The sequence below is a fragment of the Rhizobium sp. IBUN genome (assembly GCF_000510625.1).
Classification (GTDB): domain Bacteria; phylum Pseudomonadota; class Alphaproteobacteria; order Rhizobiales; family Rhizobiaceae; genus Rhizobium; species Rhizobium altiplani.
The window spans coordinates 65,762-82,217 of record NZ_AZNV01000008.1; the positions used below are offsets into that span (position 1 = coordinate 65,762).

General features: G+C 60.5%; 17 protein-coding genes. 9 read left to right on the forward strand and 8 right to left on the reverse strand.

All coding sequences use genetic code 11. The features are described from left to right. Positions 1 to 7: 7 nt before the first annotated feature. Positions 8 to 859 (reverse strand): LysR family transcriptional regulator, encoded by an 852-nt coding sequence (locus RHIBUN_RS0109980; RefSeq protein ID WP_025659464.1) that lies wholly within the window; start codon positions 857 to 859, stop codon positions 8 to 10. A 106-nt stretch (positions 860 to 965) separates the two neighbouring features. On the opposite strand from RHIBUN_RS0109980, the gene RHIBUN_RS0109985 reads away from it, so the two are divergent. Beyond that, positions 966 to 1,964 carry a zinc-dependent alcohol dehydrogenase family protein gene (locus RHIBUN_RS0109985; protein ID WP_018116689.1) on the forward strand — a complete coding sequence of 333 codons (999 nt, stop codon included), beginning with the start codon at positions 966 to 968 and terminating at the stop codon, positions 1,962 to 1,964. 40 nt (positions 1,965 to 2,004) lie between these two features. Here RHIBUN_RS0109985 and RHIBUN_RS0109990 read toward each other — a convergent pair whose 3' ends face one another. Then, positions 2,005 to 3,162: an adenosylhomocysteinase gene (locus RHIBUN_RS0109990; RefSeq protein ID WP_025659465.1), complete on the reverse strand. Its 1,158-nt coding sequence runs from the start codon at positions 3,160 to 3,162 to the stop codon at positions 2,005 to 2,007. A 92-nt stretch (positions 3,163 to 3,254) separates the two neighbouring features. Continuing rightward, positions 3,255 to 4,145, reverse strand: coding sequence for a LysR substrate-binding domain-containing protein (locus RHIBUN_RS0109995; protein ID WP_018856895.1), 891 nt, complete (start codon positions 4,143 to 4,145; stop codon positions 3,255 to 3,257). Positions 4,146 to 4,400: 255 nt separating this feature from the next. Here RHIBUN_RS0109995 and RHIBUN_RS0110000 point away from each other — a divergent pair, with 255 nt between their 5' ends. The 5 genes from RHIBUN_RS0110000 (at position 4,401) to RHIBUN_RS0110020 (ending at position 9,708) form a co-directional block, all read left to right on the forward strand. Continuing rightward, positions 4,401 to 4,913, forward strand: a complete 513-nt coding sequence (locus RHIBUN_RS0110000; protein WP_025659467.1) for an NUDIX hydrolase — start codon at positions 4,401 to 4,403, stop codon at positions 4,911 to 4,913. 62 nt (positions 4,914 to 4,975) lie between these two features. After that, a complete protein-coding gene (locus RHIBUN_RS0110005; protein ID WP_018116693.1) occupies positions 4,976 to 6,475 on the forward strand; it encodes an inorganic phosphate transporter in 1,500 nt (499 codons plus the stop codon). A gap of 13 nt (positions 6,476 to 6,488) precedes the next feature. Then, positions 6,489 to 7,226, forward strand: coding sequence for a 16S rRNA (uracil(1498)-N(3))-methyltransferase (locus RHIBUN_RS0110010; protein WP_025659468.1), 738 nt, complete (start codon positions 6,489 to 6,491; stop codon positions 7,224 to 7,226). Between the two features lie 149 nt (positions 7,227 to 7,375). Beyond that, complete coding sequence (locus RHIBUN_RS0110015; protein WP_018856891.1) at positions 7,376 to 8,749, forward strand: glutamate--cysteine ligase; 1,374 nt, start codon at positions 7,376 to 7,378, stop codon at positions 8,747 to 8,749. 98 nt (positions 8,750 to 8,847) lie between these two features. Continuing rightward, on the forward strand, positions 8,848 to 9,708 hold the full coding sequence (locus tag RHIBUN_RS0110020; RefSeq protein ID WP_018856890.1) for a DUF937 domain-containing protein: 861 nt from the start codon (positions 8,848 to 8,850) through the stop codon (positions 9,706 to 9,708). 87 nt (positions 9,709 to 9,795) lie between these two features. On the opposite strand, the gene RHIBUN_RS0110025 is transcribed toward RHIBUN_RS0110020, so the two are convergent. Continuing rightward, positions 9,796 to 10,095, reverse strand: coding sequence for a DUF1127 domain-containing protein (locus RHIBUN_RS0110025; RefSeq protein ID WP_025659469.1), 300 nt, complete (start codon positions 10,093 to 10,095; stop codon positions 9,796 to 9,798). Between the two features lie 202 nt (positions 10,096 to 10,297). Here RHIBUN_RS0110025 and RHIBUN_RS0110030 point away from each other — a divergent pair, with 202 nt between their 5' ends. Continuing rightward, complete coding sequence (locus RHIBUN_RS0110030; RefSeq protein WP_018856888.1) at positions 10,298 to 11,254, forward strand: LysR substrate-binding domain-containing protein; 957 nt, start codon at positions 10,298 to 10,300, stop codon at positions 11,252 to 11,254. Positions 11,255 to 11,256: 2 nt separating this feature from the next. On the opposite strand, the gene RHIBUN_RS0110035 is transcribed toward RHIBUN_RS0110030, so the two are convergent. After that, the gene (locus RHIBUN_RS0110035; protein WP_018856887.1) at positions 11,257 to 11,889 is read right to left on the reverse strand and encodes a TetR family transcriptional regulator; all 633 of its coding nucleotides are present in this window, start codon (positions 11,887 to 11,889) and stop codon (positions 11,257 to 11,259) included. 389 nt (positions 11,890 to 12,278) lie between these two features. On the opposite strand from RHIBUN_RS0110035, the gene RHIBUN_RS0110040 reads away from it, so the two are divergent. Next, positions 12,279 to 13,184 carry a hydrogen peroxide-inducible genes activator gene (locus RHIBUN_RS0110040; protein ID WP_025659470.1) on the forward strand — a complete coding sequence of 302 codons (906 nt, stop codon included), beginning with the start codon at positions 12,279 to 12,281 and terminating at the stop codon, positions 13,182 to 13,184. On the opposite strand, the gene RHIBUN_RS0110045 is transcribed toward RHIBUN_RS0110040, so the two are convergent. From RHIBUN_RS0110045 to RHIBUN_RS0110055, 3 genes are all read right to left on the reverse strand, one after another. After that, positions 13,185 to 14,060, reverse strand: coding sequence for a dienelactone hydrolase family protein (locus RHIBUN_RS0110045; protein WP_025659471.1), 876 nt, complete (start codon positions 14,058 to 14,060; stop codon positions 13,185 to 13,187). Between the two features lie 98 nt (positions 14,061 to 14,158). Next, the gene (locus tag RHIBUN_RS0110050) at positions 14,159 to 14,581 is read right to left on the reverse strand and encodes an MAPEG family protein (RefSeq protein WP_018116127.1); all 423 of its coding nucleotides are present in this window, start codon (positions 14,579 to 14,581) and stop codon (positions 14,159 to 14,161) included. A gap of 105 nt (positions 14,582 to 14,686) precedes the next feature. Further along, entirely contained in the window at positions 14,687 to 15,442 is a 756-nt protein-coding gene (locus RHIBUN_RS0110055) for an SDR family oxidoreductase (protein WP_025659472.1), read from the reverse strand. Between the two features lie 95 nt (positions 15,443 to 15,537). Here RHIBUN_RS0110055 and RHIBUN_RS0110060 point away from each other — a divergent pair, with 95 nt between their 5' ends. Further along, positions 15,538 to 16,455, forward strand: a complete 918-nt coding sequence (locus RHIBUN_RS0110060) for a LysR family transcriptional regulator (protein WP_025659473.1) — start codon at positions 15,538 to 15,540, stop codon at positions 16,453 to 16,455. The last annotated feature ends 1 nt before the right edge of the window (position 16,456 follow it).

Consider the following 16,456-nt stretch of genomic DNA (forward strand, 5'->3'; position numbering starts at 1 on the left):
CTAGCGCTCAATTCGCCAGTCTCTCGATGACGAGATTAAGCAGCGCCCGCAAGCGCGCCTGCCGTTTCATATCCCGGTGATAGCCAATCCAGGTGTCGCGCCCCGGCGGCGCTTCACCGAGGTCGACCGGCTCGATATCAGCGATTGAATCGCCAAGGGGGCGCGGCAGGACGGCGAGCCCGGCCCCATTCCTGCACAGCGTCGCCTGGACATCGCGGTTGTTGCTGCGCATGGCAATCTCGGCCTTTGGCAGAAGACGCGCCAGCCATGTCACATCAGGCATGCCGCCAAACGCCTCGTCCATCGTTACCAGGCGCGCGCCCGCGCCATCTCCTGCCTTCGGGTGCTCCGCCCCTCGGCGGATGTAAAGCCGGTAGTCGATATGCAGCAGCTTCCTCGATATCACGTCCGGCTCGGTAAAGGGCGCGATCCGAACGACGACATCCGCCTCCCGGCGGGAGAGACTGAGCAGGCGGCTATCGGTCAGCAATTCCACGACGATCTTCGGATAGCGCAGCGAGAATTCCGCAAGGACCGGCGCCAGCACATGTGCACCGAACCACTCCGAAGAGGACAAGCGCAGGAAGCCGCTCAATTGCCGGCTCTGTCCGGCAAGTTCGCGTTCGAGCCCGAGTGCTTCCTCTTCCATCCGCTCGGCGTGGGCAAAGACGGCTGCGCCCTCGTCGGTCATCACAAACCCGTCGGCTGTCCGCTGAAACAGGGTCTGGCCGAGCGAGATTTCAAGGGCGCGAAGGCGACGCCCCATCGTCGGCTGCGTCAGGCCGAGGCTGCGGGCGCCGGCGCCGAGAGTTCCCTGGCGCGCGATCGCCAGAAACAGTTTGAGATCGCTCCATTCCACAAGCCGACTCCCATACAAAAATGTATGAACTTCGTGCAATGTCTTTCATTTCCATTCTCATATCAACGGCGCATTCTCCAGGCAACAACAGACGAAGGAGAGTTGCATGTCACAGATCACAACGATGAAGGCGCTCCTGATCGACGCGCCGAACGCGGATTTCCGCCTGGCCGAGATCGCCCGGCCGGCGCCGCGCGAAGGCGAGGTTTTAGTCCGTATCAAGGGAAGCGGCGTCAATCCGCTGGACACCAAGATCCGCGCCGGCAATGCCACCCATGCGCGCCATCCGTTCCCGGCCGTTCTAGGTATGGACATTGCCGGCGTCGTCGAGCAGGTCGGTCCCGGCGTCACCGAGTTCCATCGCGGCGACGAAGTCTATGGCATGACCGGTGGCGTCGGCGGCATCCAGGGCTCGTTGGCTGAATTCGCAGCGGTCGACGCCCGGCTGATCGCGCCGAAGCCCAACAATCTCTCGATGCGGGAGGCAGCAGCCCTGTCGCTGATCGCGATTACCGCCTGGGAAGGATTGGTCGATCGAGCCAATGTCCGCGAAGGCCGGCAGGTTCTTGTCCTCGGCGCCGGCGGTGGCGTGGGGCACATTGCCGTACAGATCGCAAAAGCCGCGGGTGCTGATGTGTTTGCCGTCGACGGTGGCTCCAAGGCTGGCTATCTCAGAAGCCTTGGAGCAACGCCGATCGACTACAGGGTAGAGACCGTGGCGGACTATGTCGGCAATCACACGGCCGGCAAGGGCTTCGACATCGTCTGCGATACCGTCGGCGGCCCGGGCCTCGATACAGCCTTCCAGGCGGTCGGCCGGTTTGGCCACGTCGTCAGCGCGCTCGGATGGGGGACGCATGCGCTTGCCCCGCTGTCGTTCAAGGCGGCGACCTATTCGGGCGTCTTTACGCTGCTGCCGCTTCTGACCGGCGAAGGGCGAAGCCACCACGGCGAGATCCTGCGCGAGGTGGGCAAGCTCGTCGAGGCCGGCAAGCTGATGCCGAGGCTGGACGCGCGCCGCTTCGGACTTTCCGACGCCGCCGAAGCGCACGCGTTGATCGAAAACCGTCAGGCAAACGGCAAGCTGGTGGTGGAGATCGCCTGAAATCTAGACGCGCGCGGCGGAATCTCGCCGCGCCCGTCACCTATCGCGCCAGATCGAGATAGGCGCTCGCCACCATGGCATCGATATCCGCGGGTACCGGGACGAGACAGCTCTCGGCGCCGACTTCGCGTCTGGCGACACGCTCGAGGCAGCGCGCCTGCAGCGTGAAACCAAGATCCATCGATTCAACGGAATTGCCGAGCGGCCTGGGACCGGCGAGGTTCGCCATGTGGCCACCGCCGAGAACATGGAAAGAGCGACCGTCCTTCAGGTGCAGGGTCTCGATGTGATCCGCCTCGTAGCGATCGATCCGCACGACATCGGGGTGCTGCCGGAATACGGCAACGTCGATCTCATGCGGGAAATGTCCGCCATTCATCAGGATTGCACCATCCTTGATCAGCGGAAGGTCGGCTGCGGTGATGATCGCGGGAAAGCCCGTAACGGTGACGAGCACGTCGGCCGAGGCAATCGCCTCGTTGCGCAGCGGCGTGGAAAATCCGTCAAGATGCGCCCCCAGCGCCGTCACCGGATCGATATCAACGACGCTGACGGCTGAAAACGCGTTGCGGAAACAGGCGGCGGTTCCCTTGCCGCAGGCCCCGTAGCCGAAAACCGTCACACGCTTGCCGTTGGTCGAGCGGTTGGTGAAGCGCATGTAGCTTTCGAAAAGGCTCTGGCCGACGGCATGTCTGTTTTCGGCGAACTGCTTGATCGGGCTGTCGTTGATGACCAGGATCGGCATGTTCAATTTTGCCCGTATCGGCAGCAGGCGTGTGCGGCCTGACGTAGTCTCCTCGGTGCCTCCGAGAAGGCTGGCGTAAGGAGCCCCGGCCGCAATCGCCAAGAGGTCGCCGCCGTTGTCGAGCAGAAGATCCGGCTTTTCCGCGACGACCGCCTGCAGGCTCTCATGATGCGCGACTGGGTCCGTTGTCTGGGTCGCGAACACAGTGATCCCCTGCGAACGGAGAAACTCGACAGTCGAAGGCTGCGTGCTGTTCAGATTTCCGGTGCAGACAAGCCGTGCGCCGCCGGCTTTCAGGGTCATCAGCAGCGCCACGGTCTTCGGCTCCAGATGAATCCCCGTGCCGATGGTCAAGCCGTTGAACGGTTGGGTCTTCTCGAATTCTGCCGCCGTTGCCTTGAGCAACCTGCAGCTGTTGCCGATCCATTCGATGCGGCTTGCTACTCTTTGCATATCCATGTCCTTTTGCTCGCAACGCAGTGTTAGGCTCGGCAGCGCCTTTCGACCATGGAGATAATTCTGCGCAATAGGGCAGAAAATCTGCCCTATTGCGTCGCCGCGCCAGAGCGGAGCAACCAGTCGCGAAGGGCGACGAACGCGGGTTTCGGCGAGTCGACGTTGCGACAGCACAGGCTATAGCCGGCCAGTCGGCGAATGAAGCCATAGGGTGCAGCAAGCAGATTGCGCTGCAAGTCATCTTCGATGGCAGCGCGCGGCGCGAGCACAACACCAATCCCCGATCGCACCGCCCCGAGCACCAGCAGCAGATCCTCGAATTCCTGCTTGCGCCGGAACATCACGGCCTGAGTGCCGCTCTCGGCAAACCACTCCTGCCAAAGGGTTGGCGCGCTGCGGCTGACAAGAGCGGTGATCTCCACCATCCGCGCGGGATCGCCGGCGATCCTTTCTGCCAGATCCGGTGTCGCGACGGGTCCGAATTCGTCCTCCATGAACTTGACCGCTGTCACCCCTGCCGTTGGCCGGTATTCGGCGCCCATGATGACGGCGTCGAGTTCCGGGTGCAGCGCCAGCGGCTCGACGACCGACATCGGCACGATATCGACGTCGACGACGCCAAGCTCAGCCTGCATGTTTGCAAGCCGCGGCATCAGCCACCATATAGCAAAGGCCGAAGGTACGCCGAGGCGAATGCGGCGATCCTCGCCACCGACAAAATCTGCAGCGGCGCGTTCCAGCGTCGCGAAGGCAGCGGTGGAGGCCTCCGCGAACAGTGCAGCTTTCGCGGTCGCAGCCAATTTTCTGCCATCGCGTTCGAACAGTTTCTCACCGAAATAGTTCTCCAGGATCGAGATCTGCTGGCGCACCGCGCCGCGTACAACACCAAGCTCGGCGGCGGCGCCAAGAATGCTGCCGTGACGGTATACGGCTTCAAAGGCGCGAATGGCTTTTAAGGGAGGAAGACGCATGATTACCATAGTATTGACATAACAGTGTATGAGATGACGCCGCCGTTGATTGAAATGCAAGGCGCGCTCATATTGAACGCCTGTGCATTGGCGGAATCAGGATAGTATCTGACGGATTTTTTGTTACCCGGCGAAACAAAAAGTTCCTATTGATAGTTATCAAATCCGAGCCAAAAGCATGAAATGCGTATGGATCGCGCAAGCTTTCCAGCGGATACTAATATAGACGACTCACTCGAACAGAACGCCAAGGTGACCCGACCGTTGACTCTTCTCGCCCGCCTCGCTGCAGACGTCCAGCTCATGTTTCGGCGCCCTCCGCGTCAACAATATGCTGCGCTCTGCTATCGGGTCAAAAAGAAAACCAACGACGTTGAAGTACTTTTACTGACCAGCCGCGACACCGGCCGCTGGGTGATCCCCAAGGGATGGCCGATGGACGGAAGGTGCTCGTATGAGGTCGCCGCACGCGAGGCATTCGAGGAAGCCGGTGCGCGCGGAACCGTCGAGAACGAGATCCTTGGTTCCTACTCCTACCCTAAGGTGTTGAAGAACGGCCTAAAGGTCACCTGTAAAGTGCAGGTCTATGCTCTCGAGGTTCTGGAGATCGCCAAGAACTTCAAGGAAAAAGGCGAGCGCAAGGTGGAGTGGGTCTCCTGCGACGAGGCTGTGAAGCGCGTTCATGAGCCTGAACTTCGCAATCTCATCCTGCTGTTCAAGCGCCGCATGACGGAACAGCTTGCGGCAAGCATGCCAAAGCAAATTCCGGCGGAATGAATACTGCCATCTTGCGCTGCTAAACTTGGCGGCGCTAAAGCAGGATTCAACGAAGGAATAGCATGCCCAACCGATCAGCCGTCCTCACGAAACGAACCCTCGACAAAGACCTCGACAAGCTTACGCATGTCGAGGATGCGACGAAGTTCGTCTCGCGCAAACTGGTGGCGCCGGGCCTCGGGCTGATCTTCCTTGGGCTAGCCATGCTTTTCGCGGGCGTCTATGTCTTTGACCGGCCAAGCGCCGTGCTGGTGATCGCGGCAGCGGCGCTCGCCGCCTACATGGCCATGAACATCGGTGCAAACGACGTTACCAATAACGTCGGCGCCGCCGTGGGCGCCCGAGCGATGACGATGGGGCAAGCTCTTGTCATCGCAGCCATCTTCGAAATTCTCGGGGCGACAGTTGCCGGCGGCGAGGTCGTCAAGACGATCTCCTCCAGCATCGTGGATGCCGTGCAAGTCCCACCAGGCACACTCAGCTGGATCATGATAGCGGCACTGATGGCCGCCGCATTGTGGATCAACCTCGCGACCTGGATGAACGCACCGGTCTCGACCACGCACGCGATCGTCGGCGCGGTGATTGGAGCGGGTATCGGCGCGGTCGGTCCGGACCCGGTGAAATGGCGGGTGATGGTCGAGATCACATCGGCCTGGGTGACTTCGCCGCTGCTTGGCGGCGTGATTGCGGCCGGCCTGCTTTTCCTAGTGAAGAGCCTGATCATCTACCGCGACGACAAGATTGCCGCGGCGCGGCGTTGGGTTCCCGTTCTGATCGCGATGATGCTCGGTGGCTTTGCTTCCTACATGGTGCTGCAGCTTACGCCCGCTGGCGCGTTTTCCTCGTTCACAATCCTCCTTTTCGGCGTCGCGGCCGGCGGCCTCGGATGGTTTGCCGCGCGTTCATTCGTTCACAGGCAGGCCGTAGGGCTGGAAAACCGCAACAGCTCGCTGCGCGTCCTCTTCCAGATTCCCCTGATTGGCTCGGCAGCTCTGCTCTCCTTCGCACATGGTGCCAACGACGTATCCAACGCAGTCGGCCCACTTTCGGCAATCGTGCGCGCGGTCGCGGGATCCGCAGCCGGCCCGAATGGCCAGCCCCCGATCTGGGTGCTGCTCATCGGCGCCTTCGGTATCTCGGTCGGCCTATTGTTGTTCGGGCCGCGCCTGATCCGGCTGGTCGGTGAACAGATCACCAAGCTCAACCCCATGCGCGCCTATTGCGTTGCGCTGTCGACGGCCTTCACGGTTATCGTGGCCTCGTGGCTCGGCATGCCCGTCAGTACGACGCATATCGCGGTCGGTTCCGTGTTTGGCGTCGGCTTCTTCCGCGAGTGGTACACCCGGAACTCGAAGCGACGCATCCGGTACGTGCGGCGCAAGGCGGAAAGCTGGGCGATTGATGAACCGGAAGATCCGAACACGCATGAGGTTCGTCGCCGCTATCTCGTTCGCCGTTCGCACTTCATGACGATCATCGCCGCCTGGATCATCACGGTGCCGGCCTCGGCAGCGCTTGCAGCGATGATCTATTGGGTTATGTTCGCGCTCTTTGTATGAGCAGGACTTTTCGATGCGCGCCAATTTTCGGATGCAACGGCTGTTTGTGGACGCTCCTCTCGCCACCGGAGCAACGGTCGAGACGACGGGCGACCACTTCAACTATCTCGCCAACGTACTGCGCATGACTGATGGCGCCGAACTGCTCGTCTTCAATGGCCGCGATGGCGAGTGGAAGGCGCGCCTCACCTTTCCAACGCGGAAACGGATTGTAGTGGTCGCCGAGGAGCAGACCCGCCCGCAGCCGGCAGCCTCCGATCTGCACTATCTCTTTGCACCACTGAAGGTCGGGCGACTCGACTACCTGGTGCAGAAGGCCGTCGAGATGGGCGCAGGCCTTCTGCGTCCAGTGATGACCCAGCATGTGCAGGGCAAGATCACCAATCTCGACAAGCTGAAGGCAAACGTCATCGAGGCAGCGGAGCAATGCGGCATACTCGATATCCCCGACGTTGCCGAGCCCGTGAAGCTGTTCGACCTGCTGGACACTTGGCCGAGCGACCGCCGCATCATCTATTGCGACGAGGGCGATGCGGGGCAGAACCCGCTACCACTGCTGTCCAAGATCAGCGAGCGACAGCTGGCGCTCCTTGTCGGCCCAGAGGGCGGTTTCTCCGAGGAAGAGCGCGCGCGGCTGCGCGGCCTCGATTTCGTGACCGCAATCCCGCTTGGGCCGCGGATCCTCAGAGCCGATACGGCTGCGGTTGCTGCCATGGCAGTCATTCAAGCGTCGATCGGCGACTGGAATTAACCTTAGGATCGGTCGCAGCCGAAATATCCTGCTATTTTTTTGATGGACCGTTGAAACAATTTCACTTGCAACATACGTGGGAGCGGTCCTAATCACCCTTCCAATTGCCCGGGTTTTTCCAGGCGCTCTCCCATTGCAGGTAGACTTGAATGGCTCGCGATACCACCGACCAGACGCCACTCTCTTCGGTTCAGGAGCTGACCGATTATCTTGCCGCGGGGAACAAGCCGGCGGAAAAATTCCGCATCGGTACCGAGCATGAGAAGTTTGCCTTCTTCCGGGCGGACAACGGCCCTGTGCCGTATTTCGGCGAGGCCAGCATTTCGGCGCTGTTGAAAGGCCTTCAGCAGAAATCCGGCTGGGACCCGATCATGGACGGCGACAACATCATCGGCCTGGGCGAGCCGAACGGAATGGGCGCGATATCGATCGAGCCTGGCGGCCAGTTCGAACTGTCCGGCGCGCCGCTGGAAACGATCCACGAGACCTGCAAGGAATCGAATACCCATCTGGCGACGTTGCGCGAGATCGCCGAGCCGATGGGCATCCGCTTCCTCGGCATTGGCGGCAGCCCCAAATGGACACTGGCCGAAACGCCTGTCATGCCGAAATCCCGCTACGAGATCATGACCCGCTACATGCCGAAGGTCGGCGCCAAGGGTCTCGACATGATGTATCGCACCTGCACCATCCAGGTGAACCTCGACTTTTCCTCCGAAGCCGACATGCGCAAGAAGATGCGCGTTTCGATGAAGCTTCAGTCTCTGGCAACTGCGCTCTTTGCCTCGTCGCCCTTTACCGAAGGCAAGCCCAACGGCCTGCTCTCGTGGCGAGGCGACATTTGGCGCGACACCGACAACAATCGCTCCGGTCTGCTGGACTTCACCTTCCGCGACGATTTCGGTTTTCATGATTATGCCGAATGGGCCCTCGACGTGCCGATGTATTTCATCGTGCGCGACGGGCACTATCACGACTGTACCCACATCACGTTCCGCCAGTTCATGAACGGCGCGCTGAAGGGCGCGGTTGCCGCCTGGGAGCCGACGATGGGCGACTGGACGAACCACCTTTCGACCCTCTTCCCCGACGTTCGCCTGAAGCGCTTCCTAGAGATGCGCGGTGCCGATGGCGGCCCGTGGCGGCGCATTTGCGGGTTGCCGGCCTTCTGGGTCGGGCTTCTCTACAACGATGCTGCACTCGAAGACGCGGATATGCTGACCAAGGACTGGACATTCGACGAGGTCAACGCGTTGCGCGATGCCGTCCCGTCTCAGGGTTTAAGGGCAAAGTTCCGCGGCCATGAGCTTTATGAGACGGCGCGCGAAGTGATCGCCGTTTCGAAGTCCGGTCTCCGAGCGCGCAACAAGCTCAACAAGGAAGGCCAGGACGAAACCATCTTCCTTGCGCCGCTCGACGAAGTCATGGCCAAGAAGGCGACTTTGGCCGAGGATCTGCTGGCGCTGTATCACGGCCGCTGGAACGGTTCCGTGGAGCCTGTCTTCGAAGAGTATCAATACTAGGGTCTACCCTAAGCCCTTCTGCAAAAAGCGGTTTGCGCATTCCTTTTTCCGGCTATAGTAACGCAATTACGCGTTGCGAAACCGGGAAAGGGATTACCATGCTGCCACTCTTCGACATGATGATGCAGGCCCAGAACGGCGCGGCGATGGATGCGGTCTCCAAGCAGTTCAATCTTGCCCAGGAGCAGGCCACAAAGGCGATGGCCGCGCTGATGCCGGCATTTTCCGCCAGCCTGAAACGGAGCAGCAGCAACCCCTACGACTTCATGGGGCTGATGCAGGCGGTCGCCTCCGGCAACTACGCCAAATATTTCGAGGACATGGGCAAGGCCTTCACCCCGCAAGGAATCGATGATGGCAACACCATCCTCGGTCAGCTGTTCGGCTCCAAGGAGGTCTCGCGGGCGGTTGCGGCGCAGGCTGCCCAGATGACCGGGATCGGCCAGGAGATCTACAAGCAGATGCTGCCCGTGATGGCCGATACTTTGATGGGCGGCCTGTTCAAGCAGTCGATGGGGCAGATGAACGCGCCCGTCAATCCATTCATCAACACCGCCATGGGCGAAACCATCCAGAAATGGCTGGAAAGCACCGGCTTTGCGCCGAAGCAGAAGGCCGCTCCGGAGCCCACCATCTTCGACAATCCTTTCACTCAGGCCATGCAGCAGATGTTCGGCATGCAGAAGCCGGAGGCAGAGAAGACGGTCACCAATCCGTTTTTCGACAATCCATTCGCAAAGGCCTTTCAGGAAATGATGGGCTCGCTCGGAAAGCCGGTTGAGCCGAAACGAGCCGAAGCCCCGAAAGAGCAGGCAAAGGCAGAGGCGGAACGCTACGTCGACATGCTGAACAACATGTTCGACAGCGGGCTCGAGGTTCAGAAGAGCTACCAGAAGAGCATGGAAGCGATCTTCGAGACCTATATGCCGAAGGCGCCCTCCACTCCCCCGAAGGCATAAAAAAACCCGGAGACGGCTGGGAGGCCGGTCACCGGGTAAGAGGCAGGGCTATTGGCTATCACCCTGCGGGGAAAAACTGGGCCGGTCTCAATCCTTTCGGGACCGGAAGAGCGACGTCGGTCCGCGGTTGCGCGCGGATTTAGTCAGGTGTTCCGACGGATCTTCAAAGAAGGTGGACGCCAGGAACGCGGAAGTGAGATCGGTCCTGCTAAGGCCGATATCCTTCAATTGATTGTCATCGAGCTCGTTCAGCTTGTTGATCTCCATACGGTTGCGGATCACGCGCAGTACGGATGACAGCGTTGCAAAGCCATTTACGAGACGCTGGAAGAACGTCAGCGAGGTCTGGCTGCAGTCGAGTTCGAGTATCCGGTCTGTCGTGCGCATGGGACGATCCTTTCATTGGCGCGCAACAACCCACCCCTCCCGCGAGGTCGAGCGGCAAGGCATCGGGTTGAAATCGGAGCGGACAGGCAGGGTATCTGTCCTTCACTTTGCTTGATTTGCATCCCGAAGATGCCAAACACCTATTGATCAGTCCAACGAATGTTTCTAATGATTAACATCAGAGATCTTTATAGGTGAACTCATGTCAGCGCCTCTCGATATTGATCAGTTGCAGACCTTCATTGCGATTGTGGATTCCGGCAGCTTCACCAAGGCTGCCGACAGAGTCTACAAGACGCAGTCCGCTGTCTCCATGCAGATGCGGCGACTGGAAGAGCGCATCGGCAAGCAGCTTTTCATCAAGGACGGGCGCGGCAACCGCCTCACCGTCGAAGGCGAGAAGCTCTTGAACTATGCGCGACGAATCATTCGCCTCAACAACGAAGCGATCGCAGCCTTTGATGACAACCGTCTCGAGGGCACGCTGCGCATCGGCACGCCCGATGACTACGCCGACCGCTACATGCCCGAGATCATCGGCCGCTTTGCCAAGACGCATCCGAACGTGGAGCTTTACATTGTCTGCGAACCCTCGGTGGGCCTCGCCGAGCGCATGAATCGCGGCGAGCTCGACATTGCGCTGGTGACCCACAATCCGCGCGAACGCATGTCGGATGTCGTGCGAACGGAACCGCTCTGCTGGGTCGGCTCTGCCAACCATCCGATCCGCGACGATGCCCCTGTGCCGCTCGCCGTCGGCCGTCGCGACTGCCAGTGGCGGCAGCTCGCCTGCTCGGCGCTGGACGCGGTCGGTCGCGAACACCAGATCCTGTTCACCAGCTGGTCGTGCACCGTCGTCGCGGCCGCGGTCCTCGCCGGCATGGCCGTTTCCGTCATGCCGGAATCGGCTCTGCGCACGGGGATGAAGGTGCTAAGCCAGGCGGACGGCTTCCCTGCCCTGCCCCCGGTCCAGATCGGCATCATGAAGCGGCCGGGTGTTTCCATCTCGCTGATGAACGCGATCACGGCGCATATCACCGCCTGCCTCGACAACATCACGCCCGCTGTCGTCGACGACAATCTCGACGCTGACGTCAAGAACGCCTATGGGCGGGCTCAGCCCCGCCTCAAGGTCGCTGGCATCGTCCCGAGTTGGTAGGCTCAGGCGGCAACCGGTGAGAGGAAGGCTGTTCGGATCACGCGCTTCCACTCATCCAGGATGCGTCTTGCAAGGGAATCCTCGCTGACGACCGCAAGGCGGATCGATGCCCCGAGCAGATGGCTGAACAGATAGCTGCGGGCCTGCATGTCGGCTGCGGAGAGCTCAGGTGCGACGCGGCGGACGGTATCCTGAAAGATGTCGGCAATCCGCTTGCTATGCTCGATGTTGAGCAGCAGCAGGTCGTGGTCGGTTTCGGTACCCATCCAGATGCCGAGATAGGCGGCATCGTTGCGATAGTCGGCGTAGTGCCAGTCGATCGTCGCGACGAGTACCTCGAGCGCATGGTCGACGGAGTGCACGGACGCAAAGGCCTCGGCGATGCGCGTCTGGAGCGCCAGCGCATGGCGGTCGAAGAGCGCTTTGACGATCGCCGCCTTCTCGGGAAAATACTGATAAACGGAACCAATCGGAACCTTGGCGGCGACGGCCAGTTCCGTCATCCGCATGGCGCTTACACCCTTTTCAGCGATGAGTGCGGCTGCGGCCGACAAGATGTGGTCGAGCCGCTGAATACTGCGTTCCTGCTTTGGCTTCCGGCGGAGGCCAATACGATCCAAACTTCCGACCTTCATGTCGTTCCCATTTGTTCTATGTGGAGCGACGGAGGTGGTTCATACCGGCGCCATCTCGCCGATATGACATGCAGGTCTTCACGACTCGTAAACGAGATGCATCGGATTGTACGGATGGGGAAAAGTATAAGAAAATCGGGGTGATACACCCGTATTTGGTCAACTCCGCGTGTTGTTTTGCTCACTTGCGACGGGTTGGACGTTAATCGTTGTGGCCGTGGCTTCTCGGTCGCTGCACGCACCGATTCGCGCACGCTACATGTGCCTCAAGTGCCCTCAAATCGGCGGCCACTCAGATGCCGCCTGAAGAGCGGCCTTGCTCGTAATTCCATTGACCTTCGATAATCTCAAGTCGTATTTAATGAGATTATCGATTGGAAGAGATTATCATGCTGACCTTACGACAGATGCGTTATTTCGATGCGCTGGCAACGACGCGCCATTTCGGCAGGGCCGCCGAAATGGTCCACATCAGCCAGCCGGCGCTGTCGACCCAGATCATGGAAATGGAAGAATATCTCGGCGCCAAGCTAGTCGAGCGAACGCGGCAGAGCACGATCCTGACGCCGAAAGGCGAAGAGGTTCTGCACTATGTCCGCGCCATCCTGCATCAGGTCGACCTGCTCGAGCAGACGGCCCGAAAGGGCGAAGGCACGCTCGAAGGTCTGATCCGCATCGGAATTATTCCGACAGTCGCGCCCTACCTCGTCCCTCAGTTCGTTCCGCATTTGCGCAAGACTTACCCCAGCGTTGAGGTGGAACTTCGGGAGGCGGTCACCGATCGGTTGATGGCGGACCTCCTGACGGGAAAGCTCGATGCCGTGATCGCGGCCTTGCCGCTCGATATCGAAGGCATCCAGACGCGACCGCTCTTCACCGACCGCTTCTTCATGGCCGTAGCGGACAACGGCGAGGCGGTGCTGATGTCGCCGCTCACCGAGCATGAAGTAAATGTCGATCGCCTACTACTGCTCGAGGAAGGACATTGCCTGCGCGATCAGGCCCTTGCCGTCTGCAGCGCCGGCAAGCGCAGCCTCGTCAACTTTGGTGCGACCTCAATGGCGACGCTGCTGCAGATGGTGTCGCATGATATGGGCATGACGCTCATTCCCGAGATCGCCATTCCGACGGAGACCAGCCGCAATTCGATCCGCATCGTGCCCTTTACCGATCCACAGCCGTCGCGCGAGATCTGCCTTGCCTGGCGTCGCAGCAACCATCGTGGCAAGGAGATGGAGGCGCTGGCAGAGGCGATCATCGCTGTCGCCCCTGCGCCGCGCGAGCTGGCGGCCTGATCAGGCCAGGTTCTTCTTCAGGAATTCGACAGTCCTGCTCCAAGCGAGGTCGGCCGCCTTCTTGTCGTAGCGAGCCGCCGACGTGTCATTGTTGAAGGCGTGGTTGACGCCGTCATAGACGAAGATCTGGAAGTTCTTGCCATTGTCCTGCAGCGCCTTCTTGTAGGCGTCGATGCCGGCATTGATACGGTCGTCGAGGCCGGCGTAATGCAGCATCAGCGCAGCCTTGATACCAGGCACATCGGCCGCCTTCGGCTGGGCGCCGTAATAGGCAACACCCGCCTTCAGGTCCGGCGAGGCAACAGCGAAATCGTTAACAAGCCCGCCACCCCAGCAGAAACCGATCACGCCGACCTTGCCATTGGAATTGTCGAGTTTGCTCAGATATGTAAGCGTCGCCTCCGCGTTCGCCACCGTGGCGGGTCGGTCGAGCGTGCTGAACATCTCGCGGGCTTTGTCCTCATTCTCCGGCGTGCCGCCTTGGGGCGAGAGGAAGTCTGGCGCCAGCGCGATGAAGCCCTCCAGCGCCATGCGGCGCGCGACATCGCGGATGTGCGGGTTCAGACCGCGGTTCTCGTGGATAACAATCACGGCGCCGAGTTTTCCCGATGCATCCTTGGGTTCGACGAGGTAACCTTTCATCTCACCAGCTCCACCGGGATAGGTGACGTCCTTGGCCACCACCCGCGTGTCGTCGGCGGCGATCATTTCGGCGCTTGCCTTGTTGGCCGCAAGCATCGGTGCGATGACAGCGGCGGCACCGGCGGAACCGGCCAGTTTCGTCAGCTTGTCCATGAAGTTGCGGCGATCGAGTGTCAGATGCGTGTATTCGTCGTAGGCGTTGATCATCGCCTGCGTGATTTCCGGCTTGTTCATTTGAGGCCTCCCGTTCCCTACATGTCGGCTTTCGCCTGTCGGGGAAGATAGGTCAGCGGCCAGTAACGCAGGAACAAAACTGCGTTACTTCAAGTCGCTCAACCGTTCGCGAATGCCATCCAGGCGGCAACCCACATCCACATGGCGCCGAGCACCACATAGCCGCAGGCAAAGAGCGGGCTGCGATAACGCAGATTGTTGCTGGTCACGTGGATGAAGGCGTGCAGATAGCGCGATGCGACAAAGATCCAGGCAAGAACAACGGCGACGAGGTTATCGGCTTCCGTCATGTAAAGAAGGACGCAACAGGCGTAGAAAAGCACCGGCAACTCGAACTGGTTGGCGAGGCAATGCTTGACGACAAGGCCTTCCGCTGGCTCGTCGCGATTTTCCCGGTAGTTCGATCGCCGGATCTTGCCCCCCCGAACCAGCTTTTGCCGGCGGTACGAGAGAAGCATGTAGAGGAAATAGACTAGGGCTACGTGGGCAATAATGGGCCAGAACATCTCGTAGCCGGTCATGCTGTCTCTTCCTTGCGGTTTTTTCGTTTGATTTCCACGCTGTAGAGGAAAACAACCGACGCCGCAAATGCCCGTCGCGATTGTGCGACGGGCATGGCTGCTGCATCAGACCTGGGCGATGCCGCCATCGGCGAAGAGTTCTGCGCCAGAGACGAAGCTCGATTCATCCGAAGCCAGGAACAGAGCTGCGGAGGCGATTTCTTCGGCGCGACCGACGCGGCCCATCGGAACCTGCGAACTGAGATAGTCGAGAAGGCCCTGCTGGTCAGCCTTGTCCTTGCCTGCGAGTTCGACCAGGCCGGTCGTTTCCGTCGGGCCGGGGCTCAGCGTGTTGACGCGGATGCCGCGGTCCTTGAGATCGAGGATCCAGTTGCGCGCGAAGTTGCGGATCGCCGCCTTCGAGGCAGCGTAGACGCTGAAAGCGGGCGTGCCCGTCGCACCGGCCGTCGAGCCCGTCAGAATAACCGACGAGCCGTTACCGAGCACCGGCAGTGCCGTTTGCACGGTAAAGAGCACGCCCTTGACGTTGCGGTTGAACGTGTCGTCAAACTGTTCTTCGGTGATCTGACCGAGCGGCGCGAACGAGCCCCCACCTGCGTTGACGAAGAGCACGTCGATGCGGCCGGCCTCTTCCTTCACGCGATTGAACAGACGATCGAGATCGGCCTGCTTGGCGGAGTCGGCCTGGATGCCGATGACGTTGCCGCCGATCTCGTCGACGGCCGCGGCGAGCACATCTGCGCGGCGGCCGGTGATGAAGAGGCGAGCGCCTTCGGCGACGAAACGCTTCGCCGTGGCGAGACCGATGCCCGACGTGGCGCCGGTTATCACTGCAATCTTGCCATTCAATTTCTGAGTCATTGTCGTCGTCTCCTTCTGTTCGACTGAGCAGAAGATATGGACGAGCCGATCGTTTCGAAATAGAAAGGAATGAAAACCATTGTTGCAAATACGAAATGATGAAGCTGCCAGACTTCGAAGGCCTCGCGATGTTTGCCAAAGTGGCGGAGGAGCGATCGTTCGCCCGCGCGGCAAAGACGCTGGGTATTTCCGTAGCAACCGTTTCGCGCGGCGTCGCACGCCTGGAACAGAGACTGGGCGCCCGGCTGTTCAATCGGACATCGCGCCAACTGTCGCTGACGGAATTCGGCCTCCGTCTCGCCGAGCGCGCGTCGCGGATCTACTCCGATGCGGAGGAGATCGAGAATGCGGCGCTCGAGCTGTCGAGTCGTCCCCGCGGTCTGATCCGGCTGGCAGCGCCAATGACGTTCGGCGTGCATTGGATTGCACCGATCCTGCCCGAGTTCTTTGAACTCTACCCCGACATCAGCATCGATCTTCACATGAGCGACGCGAGCGTCGATCTCGTGGGGGAAGGTTTCGATGCTGCGCTTCGTATCGCGGTTTTGCCGGACTCGTCCCTAATTGCCCGTCGGCTCGCGCCGGTTAAGCCGTTCATTCTGGCGTCGCCTGCCTATCTCGAGAAATACGGATGTCCTGAGCATCCTCGAGAGCTGGCCGCGCATCACTGCCTCGGCTATGCCTATCGGCCACGCAAGGACATATGGCGGCTGACGAATAAGGCAGGCGAGGAGGAATTCGTCACCCCAACCGGCCCACTTCGGGCGACCAATTCGGAAGCATTGATCCCAATGGCGTTGCGCGGCCTCGGCATCTGCGAGCTGCCGGAGTTCATGGCCAGCGAATATCTAGCTGACGGGCGCTTGAAGGCGATCTTGACCGATTGGAGCCTGCCCAGCGGGGCACTTTATTTTGTCACGCCGTCCGCACGCGCACGACCGGCAAAGGTCGAAGTATTATCGGAGTTCATGGCGGCTCGCCTTTCCAATCCGCCATGGCGGTGGCCGCGGTAAG